This is a genomic window from Escherichia sp. MOD1-EC5950, from assembly GCF_002965345.1.
Lineage (GTDB): Bacteria > Pseudomonadota > Gammaproteobacteria > Enterobacterales > Enterobacteriaceae > Escherichia > Escherichia marmotae.
Window position 1 is genome coordinate 90,430 of sequence record NZ_PTSR01000002.1, and the last position, 18,625, is coordinate 109,054.

Annotated in this window: 21 protein-coding genes; 14 read left to right on the forward strand and 7 right to left on the reverse strand. The window is 50.7% G+C overall.

Translation table 11 applies throughout. From position 1 onward, the window contains the following. The first annotated feature begins 27 nt into the window (after positions 1–27). Positions 28–1,029 (forward strand): adenosine deaminase, encoded by a 1,002-nt coding sequence (add, locus tag BEA93_RS02620; protein WP_000567479.1) that lies wholly within the window; start codon positions 28–30, stop codon positions 1,027–1,029. A gap of 96 nt (positions 1,030–1,125) precedes the next feature. Here the strand turns inward: add and BEA93_RS02625 are convergent, their stop codons facing one another. Next, positions 1,126–2,166, reverse strand: coding sequence for an oxidoreductase (locus BEA93_RS02625; RefSeq protein WP_001282501.1), 1,041 nt, complete (start codon positions 2,164–2,166; stop codon positions 1,126–1,128). Positions 2,167–2,406: 240 nt separating this feature from the next. Between BEA93_RS02625 and blr the strand changes: the two genes are divergently transcribed. The 12 genes from blr (at position 2,407) to gstA (ending at position 12,738) form a co-directional block, all read left to right on the forward strand. After that, on the forward strand, positions 2,407–2,532 hold the full coding sequence (blr, locus tag BEA93_RS02630; protein WP_032141301.1) for a division septum protein Blr: 126 nt from the start codon (positions 2,407–2,409) through the stop codon (positions 2,530–2,532). A gap of 268 nt (positions 2,533–2,800) precedes the next feature. Then, entirely contained in the window at positions 2,801–3,016 is a 216-nt protein-coding gene (ydgT, locus tag BEA93_RS02640; protein ID WP_000126621.1) for a transcription modulator YdgT, read from the forward strand. Positions 3,017–3,102: 86 nt separating this feature from the next. Next, the gene (locus tag BEA93_RS02645; protein ID WP_001516338.1) at positions 3,103–3,543 is read left to right on the forward strand and encodes a DUF2569 domain-containing protein; all 441 of its coding nucleotides are present in this window, start codon (positions 3,103–3,105) and stop codon (positions 3,541–3,543) included. A gap of 76 nt (positions 3,544–3,619) precedes the next feature. Next, positions 3,620–4,201, forward strand: coding sequence for an electron transport complex subunit RsxA (gene rsxA, locus BEA93_RS02650; RefSeq protein ID WP_000133193.1), 582 nt, complete (start codon positions 3,620–3,622; stop codon positions 4,199–4,201). After that, positions 4,201–4,779, forward strand: a complete 579-nt coding sequence (gene rsxB, locus BEA93_RS02655) for an electron transport complex subunit RsxB (RefSeq protein ID WP_000991825.1) — start codon at positions 4,201–4,203, stop codon at positions 4,777–4,779. The genes rsxA and rsxB overlap by 1 nt, the downstream gene beginning before the upstream one ends. After that, on the forward strand, positions 4,772–6,898 hold the full coding sequence (gene rsxC / locus BEA93_RS02660; RefSeq protein ID WP_105224321.1) for an electron transport complex subunit RsxC: 2,127 nt from the start codon (positions 4,772–4,774) through the stop codon (positions 6,896–6,898). The genes rsxB and rsxC overlap by 8 nt, the downstream gene beginning before the upstream one ends. After that, on the forward strand, positions 6,899–7,957 hold the full coding sequence (gene rsxD, locus BEA93_RS02665) for an electron transport complex subunit RsxD (RefSeq protein WP_001516335.1): 1,059 nt from the start codon (positions 6,899–6,901) through the stop codon (positions 7,955–7,957). It abuts the gene before it with no gap. Positions 7,958–7,960: 3 nt separating this feature from the next. Then, positions 7,961–8,581 (forward strand): electron transport complex subunit RsxG, encoded by a 621-nt coding sequence (gene rsxG, locus BEA93_RS02670; RefSeq protein ID WP_000920812.1) that lies wholly within the window; start codon positions 7,961–7,963, stop codon positions 8,579–8,581. Between the two features lie 3 nt (positions 8,582–8,584). Beyond that, a complete protein-coding gene (gene rsxE / locus BEA93_RS02675) occupies positions 8,585–9,280 on the forward strand; it encodes an electron transport complex subunit RsxE (RefSeq protein WP_001289639.1) in 696 nt (231 codons plus the stop codon). Beyond that, a complete protein-coding gene (gene nth / locus BEA93_RS02680; RefSeq protein ID WP_001030339.1) occupies positions 9,280–9,915 on the forward strand; it encodes an endonuclease III in 636 nt (211 codons plus the stop codon). The genes rsxE and nth overlap by 1 nt, the downstream gene beginning before the upstream one ends. Before the next feature lie 609 nt (positions 9,916–10,524). Then, a complete protein-coding gene (dtpA, locus tag BEA93_RS02690; RefSeq protein WP_000100948.1) occupies positions 10,525–12,027 on the forward strand; it encodes a dipeptide/tripeptide permease DtpA in 1,503 nt (500 codons plus the stop codon). 105 nt (positions 12,028–12,132) lie between these two features. Continuing rightward, a complete protein-coding gene (gstA, locus tag BEA93_RS02695; RefSeq protein ID WP_000765734.1) occupies positions 12,133–12,738 on the forward strand; it encodes a glutathione transferase GstA in 606 nt (201 codons plus the stop codon). A gap of 43 nt (positions 12,739–12,781) precedes the next feature. Here gstA and pdxY read toward each other — a convergent pair whose 3' ends face one another. The 5 genes from pdxY to anmK all read right to left on the reverse strand — a co-directional run bounded on the left by pdxY (position 12,782) and on the right by anmK (position 17,356). Beyond that, positions 12,782–13,642, reverse strand: a complete 861-nt coding sequence (pdxY, locus tag BEA93_RS02700) for a pyridoxal kinase PdxY (RefSeq protein WP_000789755.1) — start codon at positions 13,640–13,642, stop codon at positions 12,782–12,784. Positions 13,643–13,702: 60 nt separating this feature from the next. Next, positions 13,703–14,977, reverse strand: a complete 1,275-nt coding sequence (gene tyrS / locus BEA93_RS02705) for a tyrosine--tRNA ligase (RefSeq protein WP_001516333.1) — start codon at positions 14,975–14,977, stop codon at positions 13,703–13,705. A gap of 128 nt (positions 14,978–15,105) precedes the next feature. Further along, positions 15,106–15,762, reverse strand: a complete 657-nt coding sequence (gene pdxH, locus BEA93_RS02710) for a pyridoxamine 5'-phosphate oxidase (protein WP_001516332.1) — start codon at positions 15,760–15,762, stop codon at positions 15,106–15,108. Between the two features lie 58 nt (positions 15,763–15,820). Further along, entirely contained in the window at positions 15,821–16,150 is a 330-nt protein-coding gene (gene mliC / locus BEA93_RS02715) for a C-type lysozyme inhibitor (RefSeq protein ID WP_000480882.1), read from the reverse strand. 84 nt (positions 16,151–16,234) lie between these two features. Then, positions 16,235–17,356 (reverse strand): anhydro-N-acetylmuramic acid kinase, encoded by a 1,122-nt coding sequence (gene anmK, locus BEA93_RS02720; protein ID WP_105224320.1) that lies wholly within the window; start codon positions 17,354–17,356, stop codon positions 16,235–16,237. 274 nt (positions 17,357–17,630) lie between these two features. Between anmK and slyB the strand changes: the two genes are divergently transcribed. Then, positions 17,631–18,098 carry an outer membrane lipoprotein SlyB gene (gene slyB / locus BEA93_RS02725; RefSeq protein ID WP_000597202.1) on the forward strand — a complete coding sequence of 156 codons (468 nt, stop codon included), beginning with the start codon at positions 17,631–17,633 and terminating at the stop codon, positions 18,096–18,098. Between the two features lie 46 nt (positions 18,099–18,144). On the opposite strand, the gene slyA is transcribed toward slyB, so the two are convergent. Next, on the reverse strand, positions 18,145–18,579 hold the full coding sequence (slyA, locus tag BEA93_RS02730) for a transcriptional regulator SlyA (RefSeq protein WP_001516330.1): 435 nt from the start codon (positions 18,577–18,579) through the stop codon (positions 18,145–18,147). Positions 18,580–18,625: the final 46 nt, after the last annotated feature.

Genomic DNA, 18,625 nt, shown 5'->3' on the forward strand with positions numbered 1-18,625 from the left:
TTTTATATCCAGAAAAAGAGTGCGACCATGATTGATACCACCCTGCCATTAACTGATATCCATCGCCACCTTGATGGCAACATTCGTCCCCAGACCATCCTTGAACTTGGCCGCCAGTATAATATTTCACTTCCTGCACAATCGCTGGAAACGCTGATCCCCCACGTTCAGGTCATCGCCAACGAACCCGATCTGGTCAGCTTCCTGAGCAAACTTGACTGGGGCGTTAAAGTTCTCGCTTCTCTTGATGCCTGCCGTCGCGTGGCATTTGAAAATATTGAAGATGCCGCTCGAAACGGCCTGCACTATGTCGAACTACGTTTTTCGCCAGGCTACATGGCGATGACGCATCAGTTGCCTGTTGCGGGCGTGGTCGAAGCCGTCATTGATGGCGTGCGTGAAGGTTGCCGCACTTTTGGTGTGCAGGCGAATCTTATCGGCATTATGAGTCGAACCTTTGGCGAAGCCGCCTGCCAGCAAGAACTGGAGGCATTTTTAGCCCACCGTGACCAGATTACCGCGCTGGATTTAGCCGGTGATGAACTTGGTTTCCCGGGTAGTCTGTTCCTTTCTCACTTCAATCGCGCACGTGATGCGGGTTGGCATATTACTGTTCATGCAGGTGAAGCTGCTGGCTCGGAAAGCATCTGGCAGGCTATTCGTGAACTGGGGGCGGAACGTATTGGACATGGCGTAAAAGCCATTGAAGATCGGGCGCTGATGGATTTTCTTGCCGAACAGCAAATTGGTATTGAATCCTGTCTGACCTCAAATATTCAGACCAGTACCGTAGCCTCTCTGGTGGCACATCCACTGAAAACGTTCCTTGAGCATGGTATTTGCGCCAGCATTAACACTGATGATCCGGGGGTTCAGGGCGTAGATATCATTCACGAATATACCGTCGCCGCACCCGCTGCGGGTTTATCTCGCGAGCAAATTCGCCAGGCGCAGATTAACGGTCTGGAAATGGCGTTTTTGAGCGCCGATGAGAAACGTGCTCTGAGAGAAAAAGTGACTGCGAAGTAAGAACATGCCTGATAAGGCGCGTAAGCGTCGTATCAGGCATTTGAATTCATCGCCGGATGCAGTGTAGTCGCTTTATCCGGCTCCAAAAATCGATTATCACGCCAGGCACAGCGTCGCGCGATGTTTGGCGGATTCGATACCAAGTTCAATGAGTTCCATCACCTGAATCGCCTGACTTGCCGGCACCGGATTTTCTCCGTCACCATTCAACGCATCACGAATAGCAGCGTAGTAAGCCGGATAATTTCCCGGCACCGTCAGCAGTGTTTCTTCGACGCGTTCCTCACCTTCAACACGGGTAAGTACGCCGTCACGCATATCATAGCCCCAATCTTCCTGCGGCAAACGTTCGCCATTTTTCAGCCGCTCTTCCTGTGGATCGAGTCCATACTTAACGTAGCTGCCGCGAGAACCATGAACGATATAGCGTGCCGACTCTGCTGCCGCCAACATAGTGCCGTGTAAAATGACCCGCCGCTGTGGGTAGGACAAAATGGCGTGGAAATAATCTGTCGACTGCGCTCCCGGGCGTAACTGTGCTAAATCTACGGTCATGCTGACGGGTAAGCCAAACAGCGTAATAGCCTGATCGAGCAAATGCGGCGCTAAATCGTACCAGATACCGCTACCGGGGCCGCCCTGTTCACGCCAGCGATCGCGCACCTGTGGACGGAAGCGGTCGAAATGAGACTCAAAGTAAGCCACTTCCCCCAGCAAGCCTTCCGCGAGCAAACCTTTTAGCGTCAGGAAATCGCTATCCCAGCGACGGTTATGAAACACTGACAACACGCGCCCAAGACTCTTTGCCAGAGCATCCAGCTCCCGTGCTTGTGACAGTGTCACGGTGAAAGGCTTATCAACAACCACATGTTTACCCGCTTCCAGTGCCGCTTTTGCTAACGGAAAATGGGTATCGTTGGGCGTAGGAATGACAATCAGGTCAATATTAGGATCATTAAAGAGATGCTTCGGTTCAGAGACAACCGTAACTGTTGGCCAATCAGCCTTCACTTTTGTTTCGTCACTGCTGGAGATCACCGCCAGCTCCAGCCCGGGCGTGCCCGCAATCAGGGGAGCATGGAAGGTTTTGCTCGCATAACCGTACCCAATCAACCCAACACGGATGTTGTCGCTCATGTCATTGCCTCTCATTGAAGTATGATGCTATTTGACACTATCCTTTACCCTCTCTCAACAGTTTAATAACCTGCCTGCAATACGGGGGGTTATTTAACTTAAGTCAAAAAAAGAGCGAATTTTCTGAAGGCAAAAGATAAATATCGCAAAAACATCAGTAAAAATCTTGCTGGAGCAATTATTGCTAAGTAACATTTACGGCCTTAGTTAATGGATCAATCAACATAGATGTGGGCAGTAATGAATCGTCTTATTGAATTAACAGGTTGGATCGTTCTTATCGTTTCAGTCATTCTTCTTGGCGTGGCGAGTCACATTGACAACTACCAGCCGCCTGAACAGAGTACCCCGGTACAACACAAGTAATCTCTGCGTTTGCAGGGCAACATGCAGCCCGTCCGGGTGCATGTTTTGACTTGTCGGGTATTTAAACCAGGAATTTATTATTTTGCATGGTGTTGTTGACGATTGTCAGGGATAGTAAAGCGCGTTACTCTTTTATTAGCAGTATTTCATCCCAGAATTATTTGCCATCAGCACATTCTTATTATTGCTTTAACGTTCACCTATGGTGAGATTTTATCATTACATATAATGCCTACCACTTTGGTATTAGTTATTTAATGGATCTTTTATGACAGCTCAGGAATACTTATTAAAATTTCGTAAAATCAATTCACTCGAAAGCCTGGAAAAACTCTACGATCATCTTAATTACACCCTGACGGACGATCAGGATATTATAAATATGTATCGTGCAGCCGATCACCGCCGAGCAGAGCTGGTTTCTGGCGGGCGTTTGTTTGACCTCGGGCAGGTTCCGAAATCGGTCTGGCACTACGTTCAATAAAGAAAGTAGCGATCGGTTATAAAAGCTTTATAATGACGCCCCTAAAATTAGATTTGCCCGTTTGCTGTCGCTATTCTGGAGAACTTATGACCACCACAACGCCACAACGTATTGGAGGCTGGTTGCTTGGCCCGTTAGCCTGGCTGTTAGTTGCCTTACTGAGTACGACGCTGGCGCTGTTGCTGTACTCCGCAGCGTTATCTTCTCCTCAAACATTTAAAACGCTCAGCGAACAATCCCTGACAACGCAAATCTCATGGGGCGTTTCGTTTATTACCGCCATCGCTATGTGGTATTACACACTGTGGTTAACCATCGCTTTCTTTAAACGTCGGCGTTGTGTTCCTAAACATTATATTATCTGGCTACTGATTTCCGTATTACTGGCAGTTAAAGCCTTCGCGTTTTCTCCGGTTGAAGATGGTGTAGCCGTTCGCCAGTTGCTGTTTACTTTGTTGGCAACTGCATTGATCGTCCCCTATTTCAAACGCTCGTCGCGGGTGAAAGCGACGTTTGTGAATCCGTAATAACCTTACAGTTAACCTGTTGTCGCCTGCTCTGGATTAACGGATAATAGGCGGCTTTTTTATTTCAGGCCGAAAAATGACTGACTACCTGTTACTGTTTGTCGGAACTGTACTGGTCAATAACTTTGTACTGGTCAAGTTTCTGGGGCTCTGTCCGTTTATGGGGGTTTCCAAAAAGCTGGAAACCGCGATGGGCATGGGGCTGGCAACAACATTTGTGATGACGCTGGCGTCTATTTGCGCCTGGCTTATCGACACGTGGATTTTAATCCCACTCAATCTGATTTATCTGCGCACCCTGGCGTTTATTCTGGTGATTGCCGTAGTCGTGCAGTTCACCGAGATGGTGGTGCGTAAAACCAGCCCGGTACTTTATCGGCTACTCGGGATTTTTCTGCCGCTTATCACCACCAACTGTGCGGTGCTCGGCGTAGCGTTGCTGAATATCAACCTCGGGCACAATTTCTTGCAGTCGGCGCTGTACGGTTTTTCTGCTGCTGTCGGCTTCTCGCTGGTGATGGTGCTTTTTGCCGCCATTCGCGAACGTCTTGCTGTGGCCGATGTTCCGGCCCCTTTTCGTGGTAATGCCATTGCGCTGATTACTGCGGGTCTTATGTCTCTGGCCTTTATGGGCTTTAGTGGTTTGGTGAAGTTGTAATGAATGCTATCTGGATTGCCGTTGCCGCCGTGAGCCTGCTGGGCCTGGTGTTTGGCGCCATTCTGGGTTATGCCTCCCGCCGTTTTGCGGTGGAAGACGATCCGGTCGTTGAGAAAATTGACGAAATTTTACCGCAAAGCCAGTGTGGTCAGTGCGGTTATCCAGGCTGTCGTCCGTATGCGGAAGCCATCAGTTGTAATGGCGAAAAAATCAACCGCTGCGCACCTGGTGGCGAAGCTGTGATGTTGAAAATTGCCGAGTTGCTTAATGTCGAGCCACAGCCGCTGGATGGCGAAGCGCAAGAGTTGACGCCTGCGCGCATGGTGGCAGTTATTGATGAAAATAACTGTATTGGCTGCACTAAGTGCATTCAGGCGTGTCCGGTAGACGCCATTGTTGGCGCTACCCGCGCAATGCATACAGTGATGAGCGATCTGTGCACGGGCTGCAATCTTTGCGTTGACCCATGCCCTACACACTGCATCTCCTTACAACCGGTCGCAGAAACGCCTGACTCCTGGAAATGGGATCTGAACACCATTCCCGTGCGCATCATTCCCGTGGAACACCATGTTTAAGTTATTTTCTGCTTTCAAAAAAAATAAAATCTGGGACTTCAACGGCGGTATTCATCCACCGGAAATGAAAACCCAGTCCAACGGTACGCCTCTACGCCAGGTGCCACTGGCGCAGCGATTTGTCATTCCGCTGAAGCAACATATTGGCGCTGAAGGTGAGCTGTGTGTTAGCGTCGGGGATAAAGTGCTGCGCGGTCAGCCACTCACTCGCGGTCGCGGCAAAATGCTGCCGGTTCACGCACCAACCTCCGGCACCGTTACAGCTATTGCCCCCCACTCTACGGCTCATCCTTCAGCATTAGCTGAATTAAGCGTGATTATTGATGCTGATGGTGAAGACTGCTGGATCCCACGTGATGGCTGGAGCGATTACCGCTCACGTAGCCGGGAAGAGTTAATTGAACGTATTCATCAGTTTGGCGTCGCCGGGCTGGGGGGTGCGGGCTTCCCTACGGGTGTTAAATTGCAGGGTGGCGGCGATAAAATCGAAACCTTGATTATCAATGCTGCCGAGTGCGAACCGTATATTACCGCCGATGACCGTCTGATGCAGGATTGCGCCGCTCAGGTGGTGGAAGGCATTCGCATTCTTGCGCATATCCTACAACCGCGCGAAATTCTTATCGGTATTGAAGATAACAAACCACAGGCGATTTCCATGCTGCGCGCAGTGCTGGCAGACTCCCGCGATATCGCTCTACGGGTTATTCCAACTAAATATCCTTCCGGCGGTGCCAAACAGTTAACGTACATCCTGACCGGGAAGCAGGTGCCACACGGCGGCCGTTCATCAGATATCGGTGTGTTAATGCAAAACGTCGGCACCGCTTACGCGGTGAAACGCGCTGTTATCGATGGCGAGCCCATTACCGAGCGCGTGGTGACGCTGACTGGTGAAGCCATTGCACGTCCGGGCAACGTCTGGGCGCGACTGGGTACACCTGTGCGTCATTTATTGGATGATGCCGGATTCCGTCCTTCTGCTGATCAAATGGTGATTATGGGCGGCCCGCTAATGGGCTTTACATTGCCGTGGCTGGATGTGCCGGTCGTCAAAATCACTAACTGCCTGCTGGCACCGTCGGCCAGTGAACTCGGTGAACCGCAGGAAGAACAAAGCTGCATCCGCTGTAGCGCCTGTGCTGACGCCTGCCCTGCCGATCTTCTGCCGCAACAGTTGTACTGGTTCAGCAAAGGTCAGCAGCACGATAAAGCCACCGCGCACAACATTGCCGACTGTATTGAATGTGGGGCCTGCGCCTGGGTTTGCCCGAGCAACATTCCACTGGTGCAATATTTCCGTCAGGAAAAAGCAGAAATTGCCGCCATTCGTCAGGAAGAGAAACGCGCCGCAGAAGCAAAAGCGCGTTTTGAAGCCCGTCAGGCACGTCTGGAGCGCGAAAAAGCCGCGCGTCTTGAACGACATAAGAGCGCGGCGGTACAACCTGCAGCCAAAGACAAAGACGCGATTGCTGCCGCACTGGCACGTGTGAAAGAGAAGCAGGCCCAGGCCACGCAGCCTATTGTGATCAAAGCTGGCGAACGTCCGGATAACAGCGCAATTATTGCAGCACGGGAAGCGCGTAAAGCGCAAGCCAGAGCGAAGCAGGCAGAATTACAACAGATCAACGACGCAACAACCGTTGCTGATCCGCGCAAGGCTGCCGTCGAGGCCGCTATTGCCCGCGCCAAAGCACGCAAACTGGAACAGCAGCAGGCTAACGCCGAGTCAGAAGAACAGGTTGATCCGCGTAAAGCTGCCGTCGAGGCCGCTATTGCCCGTGCCAAAGCGCGTAAACTGGAACAGCAGCAGGCTAACGCCGAGCCGGAAGAACAGGTTGATCCGCGCAAAGCTGCCGTCGAGGCCGCTATTGCTCGTGCCAAAGCACGAAAACTGGAACAGCAGCAGACTAACGCCGAGCCGGAAGAACAGGTTGATCCGCGCAAGGCTGCCGTCGAGGCCGCTATTGCCCGCGCCAAAGCGCGTAAACTGGAACAACAGCAGGCTAACGCCGAGTCAGAAGAACAGGTTGATCCGCGCAAAGCGGCAGTTGCCGCGGCTATTGCCCGCGTTCAGGCAAAAAAAGCCGCCCAGCAAAAGGTTGTAAACGAGGACTAAATGGTATTCAGAATAGCTAGCTCCCCATATACCCATAACCAGCGCCAGACATCGCGCATTATGCTGCTGGTACTGCTCGCAGCCGTGCCTGGAATCGCGGCACAACTGTGGTTTTTTGGCTGGGGCACTCTCGTTCAGATCCTGCTGGCATCGGTCAGTGCATTGTTAGCCGAAGCGCTTGTGCTTAAGCTGCGCAAGCAGTCAGTAGCCGCAACGTTAAAAGATAACTCAGCATTACTAACAGGCTTATTGTTGGCGGTAAGTATTCCACCTCTCGCGCCGTGGTGGATGGTCGTGCTGGGTACGGTGTTTGCGGTGATCATCGCTAAACAGTTGTATGGCGGTCTGGGGCAAAACCCATTCAACCCGGCAATGATTGGTTATGTAGTATTACTGATCTCCTTCCCGGTACAGATGACCAGTTGGTTGCCGCCGCATGAGATTGCGGTCAACATCCCTGGATTTATCGACGCTGTGCAGGTTATCTTCAGCGGCCATACCGTCAGCGGCGGTGATATGAACACGCTACGCTTAGGCATTGATGGTATCAGCCAGGCGACGCCGCTGGATACGTTCAAAACCTCTGTCCGCGCCGGTCATTCGGTTGAGCAAATTATGCAGTATCCGATCTACAGCGGTATTCTGGCAGGCGCTGGCTGGCAATGGGTAAACCTCGCCTGGCTGGTTGGCGGCGTGTGGTTGCTATGGCAGAAAGCGATTCGCTGGCATATTCCCGTCAGCTTCTTAGTGACGCTGGCGCTATGCGCAACGCTGGGCTGGTTGTTCTCACCGGAGACGCTGGCATCACCGCAAATTCATCTGCTGTCTGGCGCGACCATGCTTGGCGCATTCTTTATTCTGACCGATCCGGTGACCGCTTCTACGACTAATCGTGGTCGTCTGATTTTTGGCGCACTGGCGGGCTTATTAGTCTGGTTGATCCGCAGTTTCGGCGGCTATCCTGACGGCGTGGCTTTTGCTGTCCTGCTGGCGAACATCACGGTTCCTCTGATCGATTACTATACGCGTCCGCGCGTTTACGGCCATCGCAAAGGATAAACCATGCTGAAAACTATCCGAAAACACGGTATTACGCTGGCACTGTTTGCCGCCGGTTCAACAGGTTTAACGGCGGCCATCAACCAGATGACCAAAACGACGATTGCTGAACAGGCCAGCCTGCAACAAAAGACGTTATTTGATCAGGTGTTGCCAGCCGAACGCTATAACAATGAGCTGGCACAAAGTTGCTATTTAGTGAATGCGCCTGAGCTGGGTAAAGGTGAACATCGGGTTTACATCGCTAAACAGGATGGCCAGCCGGTAGCTGCCGTTCTGGAAGCGACTGCGCCGGATGGCTATTCAGGCGCGATTCAGCTACTGGTCGGAGCCGATTTTAACGGCACTGTACTTGGCACACGCGTGACAGAACATCACGAAACGCCAGGGCTTGGCGATAAAATCGAACTGCGCCTCTCTGACTGGATCACTCATTTTGCGGGTAAAAAAATCAGCACCGCAAATGACGCTCACTGGGCGGTAAAGAAAGATGGCGGTGATTTCGACCAGTTCACCGGCGCGACCATTACGCCTCGCGCGGTGGTGAATGCGGTAAAACGCGCCGGGTTGTACGCCCAAACGTTACCAGAACAACTTTCTCAACTTCCTGCCTGTGGAGAATAGACCGTGAGCGAAATTAAAGACGTTATTGTTCAGGGGTTATGGAAGAACAACTCCGCACTGGTTCAGTTGCTCGGTCTCTGCCCGCTGCTGGCAGTCACGTCAACTGCCACCAACGCACTGGGTTTAGGGCTTGCGACTACGCTGGTGTTGACTCTCACCAACCTGACTATCTCGACGCTGCGTCACTGGACGCCAGCCGAGATCCGTATCCCTATTTACGTGATGATCATCGCCTCGGTGGTCAGTGCCGTACAAATGCTGATCAACGCCTACGCCTTTGGTCTGTATCAATCGTTAGGAATTTTTATTCCGCTGATTGTCACTAACTGTATCGTTGTTGGTCGCGCTGAAGCCTTCGCTGCAAAAAAAGGTCCGGCGCTTTCGGCGCTGGACGGATTTTCGATTGGCATGGGTGCAACCTGCGCAATGTTCGTGCTGGGTTCACTGCGCGAAATTATCGGCAACGGAACGTTATTTGACGGTGCCGATGCGCTGTTGGGTAACTGGGCAAAAGTATTGCGCGTGGAGATCTTCCACACTGATTCCCCTTTCCTGCTCGCAATGTTACCACCAGGGGCATTTATTGGCCTGGGACTGATGCTGGCAGGAAAATACCTGATTGATGAAAAAATGAAAAAGCGCCGCACTGAAGCAGCCGCTGAACGCGAGTTGCAAAACGGTGAAACAGGGAATGTCTGATGAACAAAGCAAAACGACTGGAGATCCTCACCCGCCTGCGTGAGAACAATCCTCATCCCACAACCGAGCTTAATTTCAGTTCGCCTTTTGAATTGCTGATTGCTGTACTACTTTCTGCCCAGGCCACTGATGTCAGCGTTAATAAAGCAACAGCGAAGCTCTACCCGGTAGCCAATACGCCTGCCGCGATGCTCGAACTGGGTGTTGAAGGCGTGAAAACGTATATCAAAACCATTGGGTTATATAACAGCAAAGCGGAAAATATCATCAAGACCTGCCGTATCTTACTGGAGCAGCATAATGGCGAAGTTCCGGAAGATCGCGCTGCGCTGGAAGCATTGCCCGGCGTTGGACGCAAAACAGCTAACGTGGTGTTGAATACCGCTTTCGGCTGGCCGACCATTGCTGTAGATACCCACATTTTCCGTGTCTGCAACCGCACCCAATTTGCTCCCGGGAAAAACGTCGAACAAGTTGAGGAAAAACTGCTAAAAGTAGTTCCTGCAGAATTTAAAGTCGACTGCCATCACTGGTTAATCCTTCACGGGCGTTATACCTGCATTGCCCGCAAACCGCGCTGTGGCTCCTGCATTATTGAAGATCTTTGTGAATACAAAGAGAAAGTTGACATCTGACACAAACAGGTACTGCTGTTTCCTCATCCATTACCGCTACTCATCCTCTTCAAAAACAACTTTCTAACGTTAATGATGCCGCCTCGCTGCGGCATCATTAGGCAATCCGTTTGTGAATAACCAAAAATGCAGGTTAATTGTTTTTTTAATAGCGAAATTTTCTATTCATTTGTGATCGAAATCACACTGATACACAAATGTAAAAATAATGCACCTCAAAAGTTAAATTTGACAAAGCATTGATTCAATCCGACCTGAAACCTACAAAACATTACACTGGCTATTTTTCAGATAATGGACTATCCCACTACATGAAACACCTTATAGCAGAACATATCGCCAAAGAGGAATTATTACCCGGCTCCAGTAGTGAAAAAATCTGCCGTTACGTTTTTTGAAAAATTTAACGCTGGATAACATTTCCCAAAACCGATGAATTCTCCAGGCCAGTTATATGTAACAGATTATTACAAAGGACTTGTCTGAAAGTGCAAGATAGTGAACATTACCTGCCGTTTCCCCTCCCACTATAACAATTGCGCGTATGTTTTTTAGACATCACGCGAGAATGCACCCCCGTTAATATGGGATGTAAAAAAAGAGGTAAAAGTGTCCACTGCAAACCAAAAACCAACAGAAAGCGTTAGTTTGAACGCTTTCAAACAACCGAAGGCGTTCTATCTCATCTTCTCGATTGAGTTATGGGAACGTTTTGGTTATTACGGCCTACAAGGAATTATGGCTGTCTACCTGGTTAAACAACTGGGTATGTCTGAAGCGGATTCAATCACACTTTTCTCTTCCTTTAGTGCCCTGGTTTATGGTCTGGTCGCTATCGGCGGCTGGTTAGGTGACAAGGTACTGGGTACTAAACGCGTCATTATGCTTGGCGCTATCGTGCTGGCGATTGGCTATGCGCTGGTTGCGTGGTCTGGTCACGACGCAGGTATCGTCTATATGGGTATGGCGGCAATTGCTGTCGGTAACGGCCTGTTTAAAGCCAACCCGTCTTCGCTGCTCTCGACTTGCTATGAGAAAAACGACCCGCGTCTGGACGGTGCATTTACCATGTACTACATGTCCGTCAACATCGGTTCTTTCTTCTCTATGATTGCAACCCCGTGGCTGGCGGTTAAATACGGCTGGAGCGTCGCGTTTGCGCTTAGCGTAGTCGGTCTGTTGATCACCATTGTTAACTTTGCCTTCTGCCAGCGCTGGGTTAAACAGTACGGTTCGAAACCTGACTTTGAACCAGTCAACTACCGTAACCTGCTGCTGACCATTATTGGCGTTGTGGCACTGATCGCGGTTGCAACCTGGCTGCTGCACAACCAGGAAGTTGCGCGTATGGCGCTGGGCGTTGTTGCCTTCGGTATCGTTGTTATCTTCGGTAAAGAAGCGTTCGCCATGAAAGGTGCTGCGCGTCGTAAAATGATCGTTGCCTTCATTCTGATGCTTGAAGCAATCATCTTCTTCGTGCTGTACAGCCAGATGCCGACGTCGCTGAACTTCTTTGCGATTCGTAACGTTGAACACTCCATTCTGGGGATGGCGGTTGAACCTGAACAGTATCAGGCGCTGAACCCATTCTGGATCATCATTGGTAGCCCGATTCTGGCCGCTATCTATAACAAGATGGGCGACACTCTGCCGATGCCGACCAAATTTGCAATCGGTATGGTGATGTGTTCCGGCGCATTCCTGATCCTGCCAGTGGGCGCGAAATTCGCATCTGACGCCGGTATCGTTTCTGTAGGCTGGCTGGTAGCAAGCTATGGCCTGCAGAGTATCGGTGAACTGATGATCTCCGGTCTGGGTCTGGCAATGGTTGCTCAGCTCGTTCCTCAGCGTCTGATGGGCTTCATTATGGGTAGCTGGTTCCTGACCACTGCCGGTGCAAACCTGATTGGTGGTTATGTTGCGGGCATGATGGCTGTTCCGGATAACGTAACCGATCCGCTGATGTCGCTGGATGTGTATGGCCGCGTGTTCTTGCAGATTGGTGTCGCCACTGCCGTTATCGCAGTGCTGATGCTGCTGACCGCACCGAAACTGCATCGCATGACTCAGGACGATGCTGCAGACAAAGCAGCGAAAGCTGCCGTAGCATAAATTTCAGGGAAACTCTTTTACAAGCCGCTAACTTTTCGTTAGCGGCTTTTTTTTTATTCAACAACGCACTACCATTCTTTAAACCACAGCCAAAAGGAGTTACCGATGAAACTGTTCTATAAACCGGGTGCCTGCTCTCTTGCTTCCCATATCACCCTGCGTGAGAGCGGAAAGGATTTTACGCTCGTCAGTGTGGATTTGATGAAAAAACGCCTCGAAAATGGTGATGATTACTTTGCCATTAACCCTAAGGGACAGGTTCCTGCGTTACTGCTCGATGATGCCACGCTACTGACAGAAGGCGTGGCGATTATGCAATACCTTGCCGATAGCGTACCCGACCGTCAATTACTGGCTCCGGTAAATAGTATTTCGCGCTATAAAACCATCGAATGGCTGAACTATATTGCCACCGAACTACATAAAGGCTTTACCCCGCTGTTTCACCCGGCTACACCAGAAGAGTTCAAACCGATTGCGCGCGCACAACTGGAGAAAAAACTGCAGTATGTTAACGACGCGCTGAAAGATGAGCACTGGATCTGTGGGCAACGTTTTACTATTGCTGATGCCTACCTGTTTACGGTTCTGCGCTGGGCATACGCGGTGAAACTGAATCTGGAGGGTTTAGAGCACATTGCGGCATTTATGCAACGTATGGCTGAACGTCCGGCGGTGAAAGCTGCGTTGACGGCGGAAGGATTGCAGTAATAGTCATCGGCCCACAGGAAACTGTGGGCCGAAAAGAGGTATTTCAGAGTTTCGTTGCGCTGAAATAATGTTCCGGTTTGGCTATACGATCTTGTGCTGCAACCACCTGCAGCTCATATTCCTGCATTGCTTTGGTGGTCACCATAATTTCGTATACTGCGGCAGTCACATGTTCCAGCGCCTGTTGCAACGTTGCGCCCTGCAACAGTTTCACCAACAGTAAACCGCTCGTCACATCACCAACACCGACCGGCTGACGCATACCAAAATCTACCAGCGGACGGCTGATATGCCAGGCTTCATCGGCAGTAACCAGCAGCATTTCAAAACGATCGCGGCTGTAACCCGCACGCGCCAGGTGTTTAACCAACACAATTTGTGGCCCTTGCGTAATGAGTTCGCGCGCAGCTTTAACGGCTTCTTCGACGGTATGTACCGGATGCTCACAGAGGATTTCCAGCTCCACCAGATTCGGCGCGATGATATCGCTGGCAGGCAGACCGTGACGCACATGAAACTCCGCCACACCCGGCGCGACGATGCAACCTTTTTCAGGATGCCCCATTACCGGATCGCAAAAATATTTCGCCTGTGGATTCGCCGCTTTCACCTGACGGACAATACCGAGGATATGTTCCCCCTGTTCCGCCGACCCCAGATAACCACTGAGTACAGCATCACAGGTATGTAATTTATCGATGGCGGCAATGCCCTGAACAATTTCGGTTAAATGGCTGGGCGGCATTACGCAGCCAGTCCATTTGCCGTATTGGGTGTGATTAGAAAATTGAACGGTATTCAACGGCCAGACATTCGCGCCCAGGCGGCGCATCGGAAACTCTGCCGCACTGTTACCCGCATGACCATAGACAACGTGAGACTGGATAGCGAGAATATTTTTCATCGTGTTCCCTGTATAAAAACCAGGGGAGTGATTTCTCACTCCCCTTTTCCACTTAGTGCATTATTTCCAGCAAATCAGACAGTAATTCTTTTTGCCACGACGCAGTAAGGTATAACGACCAAACAGACGATCTTCTTCTTTAAAGAAGTATTCAGGATCGGACTGTTTTTCACCGTTAATGGTGATGGCATTGGACGCGATAGTTTTACGCGCCTGACCACGGGACGGTTGAAGCTCAGAATCGACCAGTGCCTGCATCAGATCAGCGCCTTTTTCCATCTCAACCATCGGTACGCCGTCCTGCGCTAGCTGTTCGAAGTCCGCTTCACTAAGCGCACTCAAAGAACCGCTGAACAGGCATTCGGTAATACGTTTCGCGGCTTGCAAACCCTCTTCACCGTGAACCAGACGCGTCACCTGCTCCGCCAGTACATACTGGGCGCGTGGTGCTTTACCACTGTTCTTATCTTCCTCTTCGAGGGCATTGATCTCTTCAATGCTCATGAAGGTGAAGAACTTCAGGAAGCGGTAAACGTCGGCATCAGCGGTATTGATCCAGAACTGGTAGAACTTGTACGGACTGGTTTTCTTCGGATCCAGCCATACGGCTCCGCCTTCAGTTTTACCAAACTTAGTGCCGTCAGCCTTGGTGATCAAAGGAACGGTCAGGCCAAACACCTGATTCTGATGCAGACGGCGAGTCAGATCGATACCAGAGGTGATGTTCCCCCACTGGTCAGAACCGCCAATCTGCAACGTCACACCATACTGTTTATTCAGGCAGGCGAAGTCATAGCCCTGCAACAGGTTATAAGAAAACTCGGTGAACGAAATACCTTGATCTTCACGGTTGAGACGCTGCTTAACCGCTTCTTTGTTGATCATCTGGTTAACGGAGAAGTGCTTACCGATATCGCGCAGGAAGGTCAGCACGTTCATATTGCCGAACCAGTCATAGTTGTTCGCGGCGATAGCAGAATTTTCTCCACAGTCGAAATCGAGGAACGGGGCAACCTGCTTGCGGATTTTGTCCACCCACTCCTGAACAGTTTCTTCGGTGTTCAGCTTACGCTCGGCAGCTTTGAAGCTCGGGTCGCCAATCAGACCCGTCGCGCCGCCTACCAGCGCAACCGGCTTGTGGCCCGCTTGCTGGAAGCGTTTCAGGCATAACAATGGAACAAGATGCCCCAAATGCAAGCTGTCAGCGGTAGGATCGAAGCCGCAATAGAGCGCGATCGGGCCTTGCGCCAGTCGCTCTGCTAACGCTTCTTCGTCCGTCACCTGGGCCACCAGCCCCCGCTCTTGCAATTGTTTAATCAAGTTACTGCTTGCCATCAAAATCTCCATGTATATAACGACTGCACCTTTGCCGGTACACGACTTTTCGCCAGATGCGAAAGAGACATAGAATAAAGTGCCGGAATCAGGAGTGCCAGCGATTAAAGCAAGATTTTTGCATCTTTTCAGGGTGCGAGACGATCGATTTTCCACGCCTCATTTTCACGCTGGTACAAAAAGCGGTCATGCAGACGATGCTCACCACCCTGCCAGAACTCAACCTGCTCAAGACTGACGCGGAAACCGCCCCAGAAACTCGGTAAAGGGACTTCACCCTGCTGAAACTTCTGCTTCAGCTCAAGGAATTTACTCTCAAGGATCCCGCGCGCGGAAATACGGCTGGACTGCTTCGATACCCACGCGCCAATCTGGCTGTCACGGGGACGGCTATGAAAATATTTCATCACTTCGAGAGTCGAAAGACGTTCCGCTTTACCGATAACCATCACCTGGCGCTCAAGAGTATGCCAGGGGAAAAGCAGGCTAACGCGCGGATTTTGTTCGATTTGATGCGCTTTTCGACTGCCAAGGTTAGTGTAAAACACCATACCTTTTTCGTCGTAATGTTTGAGTAAAACGATGCGCTGATAAGGCTGACCATGTTCATCAACGGTCGCGACGACCATCGCTGTAGGATCAGCCAACTTAGCTTCACACGCCTGGGAGAGCCAGCGTTCGAAAAGGGTTAATGGATCGGCGGGAAGATCGCGGCGGCGTAAACCGCCTTTGGTGTATTCACGCCGCAGATGCGCGATTTGCTGCAATTCGTCGTTATCAGACATGGTTTTCTTTACGGATTGTCAGTGGGTGACGCTATTGTGCGCCGCCCCTGGAAAAATCTCAACGCTGTGGATTTTGTAACTGACAGTTATTCAAGACAATGCGGTCACGCTTATAGACCGTCGCCTCATTGCCTTTCGACCAGAAAACGTAGATACCGTCGGTATAACGCGCGCCTGATGCTGAAATGCCCTGTTTAAGGTGCAGTAATTGATTGTCGTAGACAAAACTGACTTCCTGACGCGGATTATTCAGTTTTACCGTCAACGGTTTTTCATCACACTGGTATTCCAGCGTATCGGTTTGCATGCGCTCAACCAGTTGATTGAACGCGCTACAGCCGGTGAGAAGCACCGGTAAACAGATCAGTAACAGTTTTTTCATAAACATATCCCGAAGACTTTCCTGGTCCGGAGAGCAAAACGCTCTCCTCAACATCCAAGTGTAACGGCAGACGCAGTAGGAAAAATTCAGTTAACTCTGATATCGCGGGTTTGCGGGAAAAATTGCGCCCAATACCGTCGCCTCGCTTGCGCCAGTGACCGAGGGCAGATTGCCAGGCAGCCCCGCCAGCGTCCGCCAGGCAAGCCAGGCGAAGGCCAATGCTTCCATGTCATCACCGCTAATGCCGACAGCATCAGTGGTGGTCACTTCCGTTCCTGGCAACAAGGCAGCAAGTCGCGTCATCACTAATGGATTACGGCTTCCGCCACCACATACCATCAAACGATCACAACCACCACTCAATAACACCTGTTCAGAAATGGTCACTGCTGTCAGTTCCACCAGCGTCGCCTGGACATCGCGCGCATCAACGCCCGGGAATTGACACAGGTGACGTTCCAGCCAACCGTAGTTAAAGTATTCACGCCCGGTGCTTTTTGGCGCAGGCTGGGAAAAATACGCATCACTAAGCATATTTTGCAGCAGAGGGAGAATGACCTTGCCCGCGCGTGCCCACTCAGCGTCTTTATCGTAAGGTTTACCCGCCTGACGCCAGATCCACGCATCCATCAGCATGTTACCCGGTCCGGTATCGTAGCCACCCACCGGTTGCCCAGGAATGAGCAGTGACAAATTGGCAATACCACCAATGTTGAGCACCATACGCCGCTCAGTAGGATGAGCCAGCAATGCATGATGAAACGCTGGCACCAGCGGTGCGCCCTGTCCACCCAGGGCGATATCGCGACGGCGAAAATCCCCGACGACAGTAATTCCAGTGCGCGCCACAATTTGGTTGTTATCCCCAATCTGTAGAGTATGCGGCGCGACGCCCGTAGGTTCGTGCCATACAGTCTGACCGTGACAACCAATAGCAACGATATCTTTCGGCTGCAAATTTTCTTCTTTGAGCAATGCGTTAACGGCATCGGCAAACAGGCGACCAAGTTGAGTATCCAGTTGACCAAACTGCGAAAGTGTAAGCTGCTGTCCCTGGCAAATATCCAGCACCGCTTGTTTAAGTGATGGAGGGATCGGCCAACTCAAACTTGCCAACTGCGCCACCCTGTGTTCATCGATTGTCGCCAGCACAACATCGACACCATCCAGACTAGTGCCTGACATTACGCCAATAAAGCGGCCTGATTTCATAGTTCATCCTTTTTCAACCTGACGTTTGCGCTCCACTCAAACACAAACCTCTCGCGAATTCCATGCATGAGTGCCGATTTTTACCGTTGGTAGGAAAACATTATATTTATATCAATAACTACTATGAATGTTTTGTTTATACTTGGTTAACCGTATTCTAATTATGATTCCATCATGTTTTAGTGGAACATGTAATCATAGTTATACCAATGCCATTTACTTTGGCCATGAGGGATGCTTGTGAGGCGTTTCATGGTAATCAGGAGATTTTTCAATGATTAAGCGCGTACTGGTTGTATCAATGGTCGGTCTGTCTCTTGTCGGTTGTGTCAACAACGATACCCTTTCTGGTGATGTCTATACCGCCTCTGAAGCGAAGCAAGTGCAGAATGTCAGCTATGGCACAATCGTTAATGTACGACAGGTACAAATTCAGGGTGGTGATGATTCCAACGTTATCGGCGCAATTGGCGGTGCGGTTCTCGGTGGCTTCCTTGGAAATACCGTTGGCGGCGGAACCGGGCGTTCTCTGGCTACCGCGGCAGGTGCTATCGCAGGCGGTGTAGCCGGTCAGGGCGTGCAGAGCGCAATAAACAAAACCCAGGGTGTGGAGTTGGAAATTCGTAAAGATGATGGCAACACCATCATGGTGGTACAGAAACAGGGCAATACCCACTTCTCTCCGGGACAACGTGTCATTCTGGCCAGCAACGGCAGCCAGGTGACTGTTTCCCCGCGCTAAACACGTTAACGTGTGGTCAGGTAACTGGCCACACGCCTCCTTCATTTCACCCTTTGGCCTGTAACTCTATGATGTTATGCTCAATTTTTACAATGAGCTTAATCAATTGTTCCAGCTCCTCTGCGGAAATCCCATGCAAAATTTCCGCCCGGGTTTTGTTAATCACAGCTTCCATTTCGCTAATCAGCGGCTCCGCCTTTTCCGTCAGTTTAATGCGTTTGGCCCGACGATCACTGGCACAAGTTTGACGCGAAATTAACCCTTTTTCTTCCAGTTGGTCCAACGTACGAACCAGTGAAGGCTGCTCAATGCCGATCGCTTTTGCCAGTTGAATTTGCGACTGGTCTGGAGGTAACTGATGGATATTGTGCAACGTTACCCAATGGGTTTGCGTTAACTCCAGCGGTTTCAGGCGATGGTCTATCAGAGCACGCCATATGCGCACCAACCGTGCCAGATCAGAACCTAGTGGCGATTCCAATTTCATCTCCTTATAATTAGCTTGCTAAGATATTATACAGCTTTTA

Excerpts from the sequence above, each read along its gene's own strand:
- rsxC (WP_105224321.1), top strand. The coding sequence starts at position 4,772 with ATGTTTAAGTTATTTTCTGCTTTCAAAAAAAATAAAATCTGGGACTTC.
- ydgT (WP_000126621.1), top strand. The coding sequence starts at position 2,801 with ATGACAGCTCAGGAATACTTATTAAAATTTCGTAAAATCAATTCACTC.
- pdxH (WP_001516332.1), bottom strand. The coding sequence starts at position 15,762 with ATGTCTGATAACGACGAATTGCAGCAAATCGCGCATCTGCGGCGTGAA.
- BEA93_RS02645 (WP_001516338.1), top strand. The coding sequence starts at position 3,103 with ATGACCACCACAACGCCACAACGTATTGGAGGCTGGTTGCTTGGCCCG.
- pdxY (WP_000789755.1), bottom strand. The coding sequence starts at position 13,642 with ATGAAAAATATTCTCGCTATCCAGTCTCACGTTGTCTATGGTCATGCG.
- gstA (WP_000765734.1), top strand. The coding sequence starts at position 12,133 with ATGAAACTGTTCTATAAACCGGGTGCCTGCTCTCTTGCTTCCCATATC.
- blr (WP_032141301.1), top strand. The coding sequence starts at position 2,407 with ATGAATCGTCTTATTGAATTAACAGGTTGGATCGTTCTTATCGTTTCA.
- rsxA (WP_000133193.1), top strand. The coding sequence starts at position 3,620 with ATGACTGACTACCTGTTACTGTTTGTCGGAACTGTACTGGTCAATAAC.
- rsxD (WP_001516335.1), top strand. The coding sequence starts at position 6,899 with ATGGTATTCAGAATAGCTAGCTCCCCATATACCCATAACCAGCGCCAG.
- anmK (WP_105224320.1), bottom strand. The coding sequence starts at position 17,356 with ATGAAATCAGGCCGCTTTATTGGCGTAATGTCAGGCACTAGTCTGGAT.
- BEA93_RS02625 (WP_001282501.1), bottom strand. The coding sequence starts at position 2,166 with ATGAGCGACAACATCCGTGTTGGGTTGATTGGGTACGGTTATGCGAGC.
- add (WP_000567479.1), top strand. The coding sequence starts at position 28 with ATGATTGATACCACCCTGCCATTAACTGATATCCATCGCCACCTTGAT.
- rsxG (WP_000920812.1), top strand. The coding sequence starts at position 7,961 with ATGCTGAAAACTATCCGAAAACACGGTATTACGCTGGCACTGTTTGCC.
- rsxB (WP_000991825.1), top strand. The coding sequence starts at position 4,201 with ATGAATGCTATCTGGATTGCCGTTGCCGCCGTGAGCCTGCTGGGCCTG.
- nth (WP_001030339.1), top strand. The coding sequence starts at position 9,280 with ATGAACAAAGCAAAACGACTGGAGATCCTCACCCGCCTGCGTGAGAAC.
- mliC (WP_000480882.1), bottom strand. The coding sequence starts at position 16,150 with ATGTTTATGAAAAAACTGTTACTGATCTGTTTACCGGTGCTTCTCACC.
- slyB (WP_000597202.1), top strand. The coding sequence starts at position 17,631 with ATGATTAAGCGCGTACTGGTTGTATCAATGGTCGGTCTGTCTCTTGTC.
- tyrS (WP_001516333.1), bottom strand. The coding sequence starts at position 14,977 with ATGGCAAGCAGTAACTTGATTAAACAATTGCAAGAGCGGGGGCTGGTG.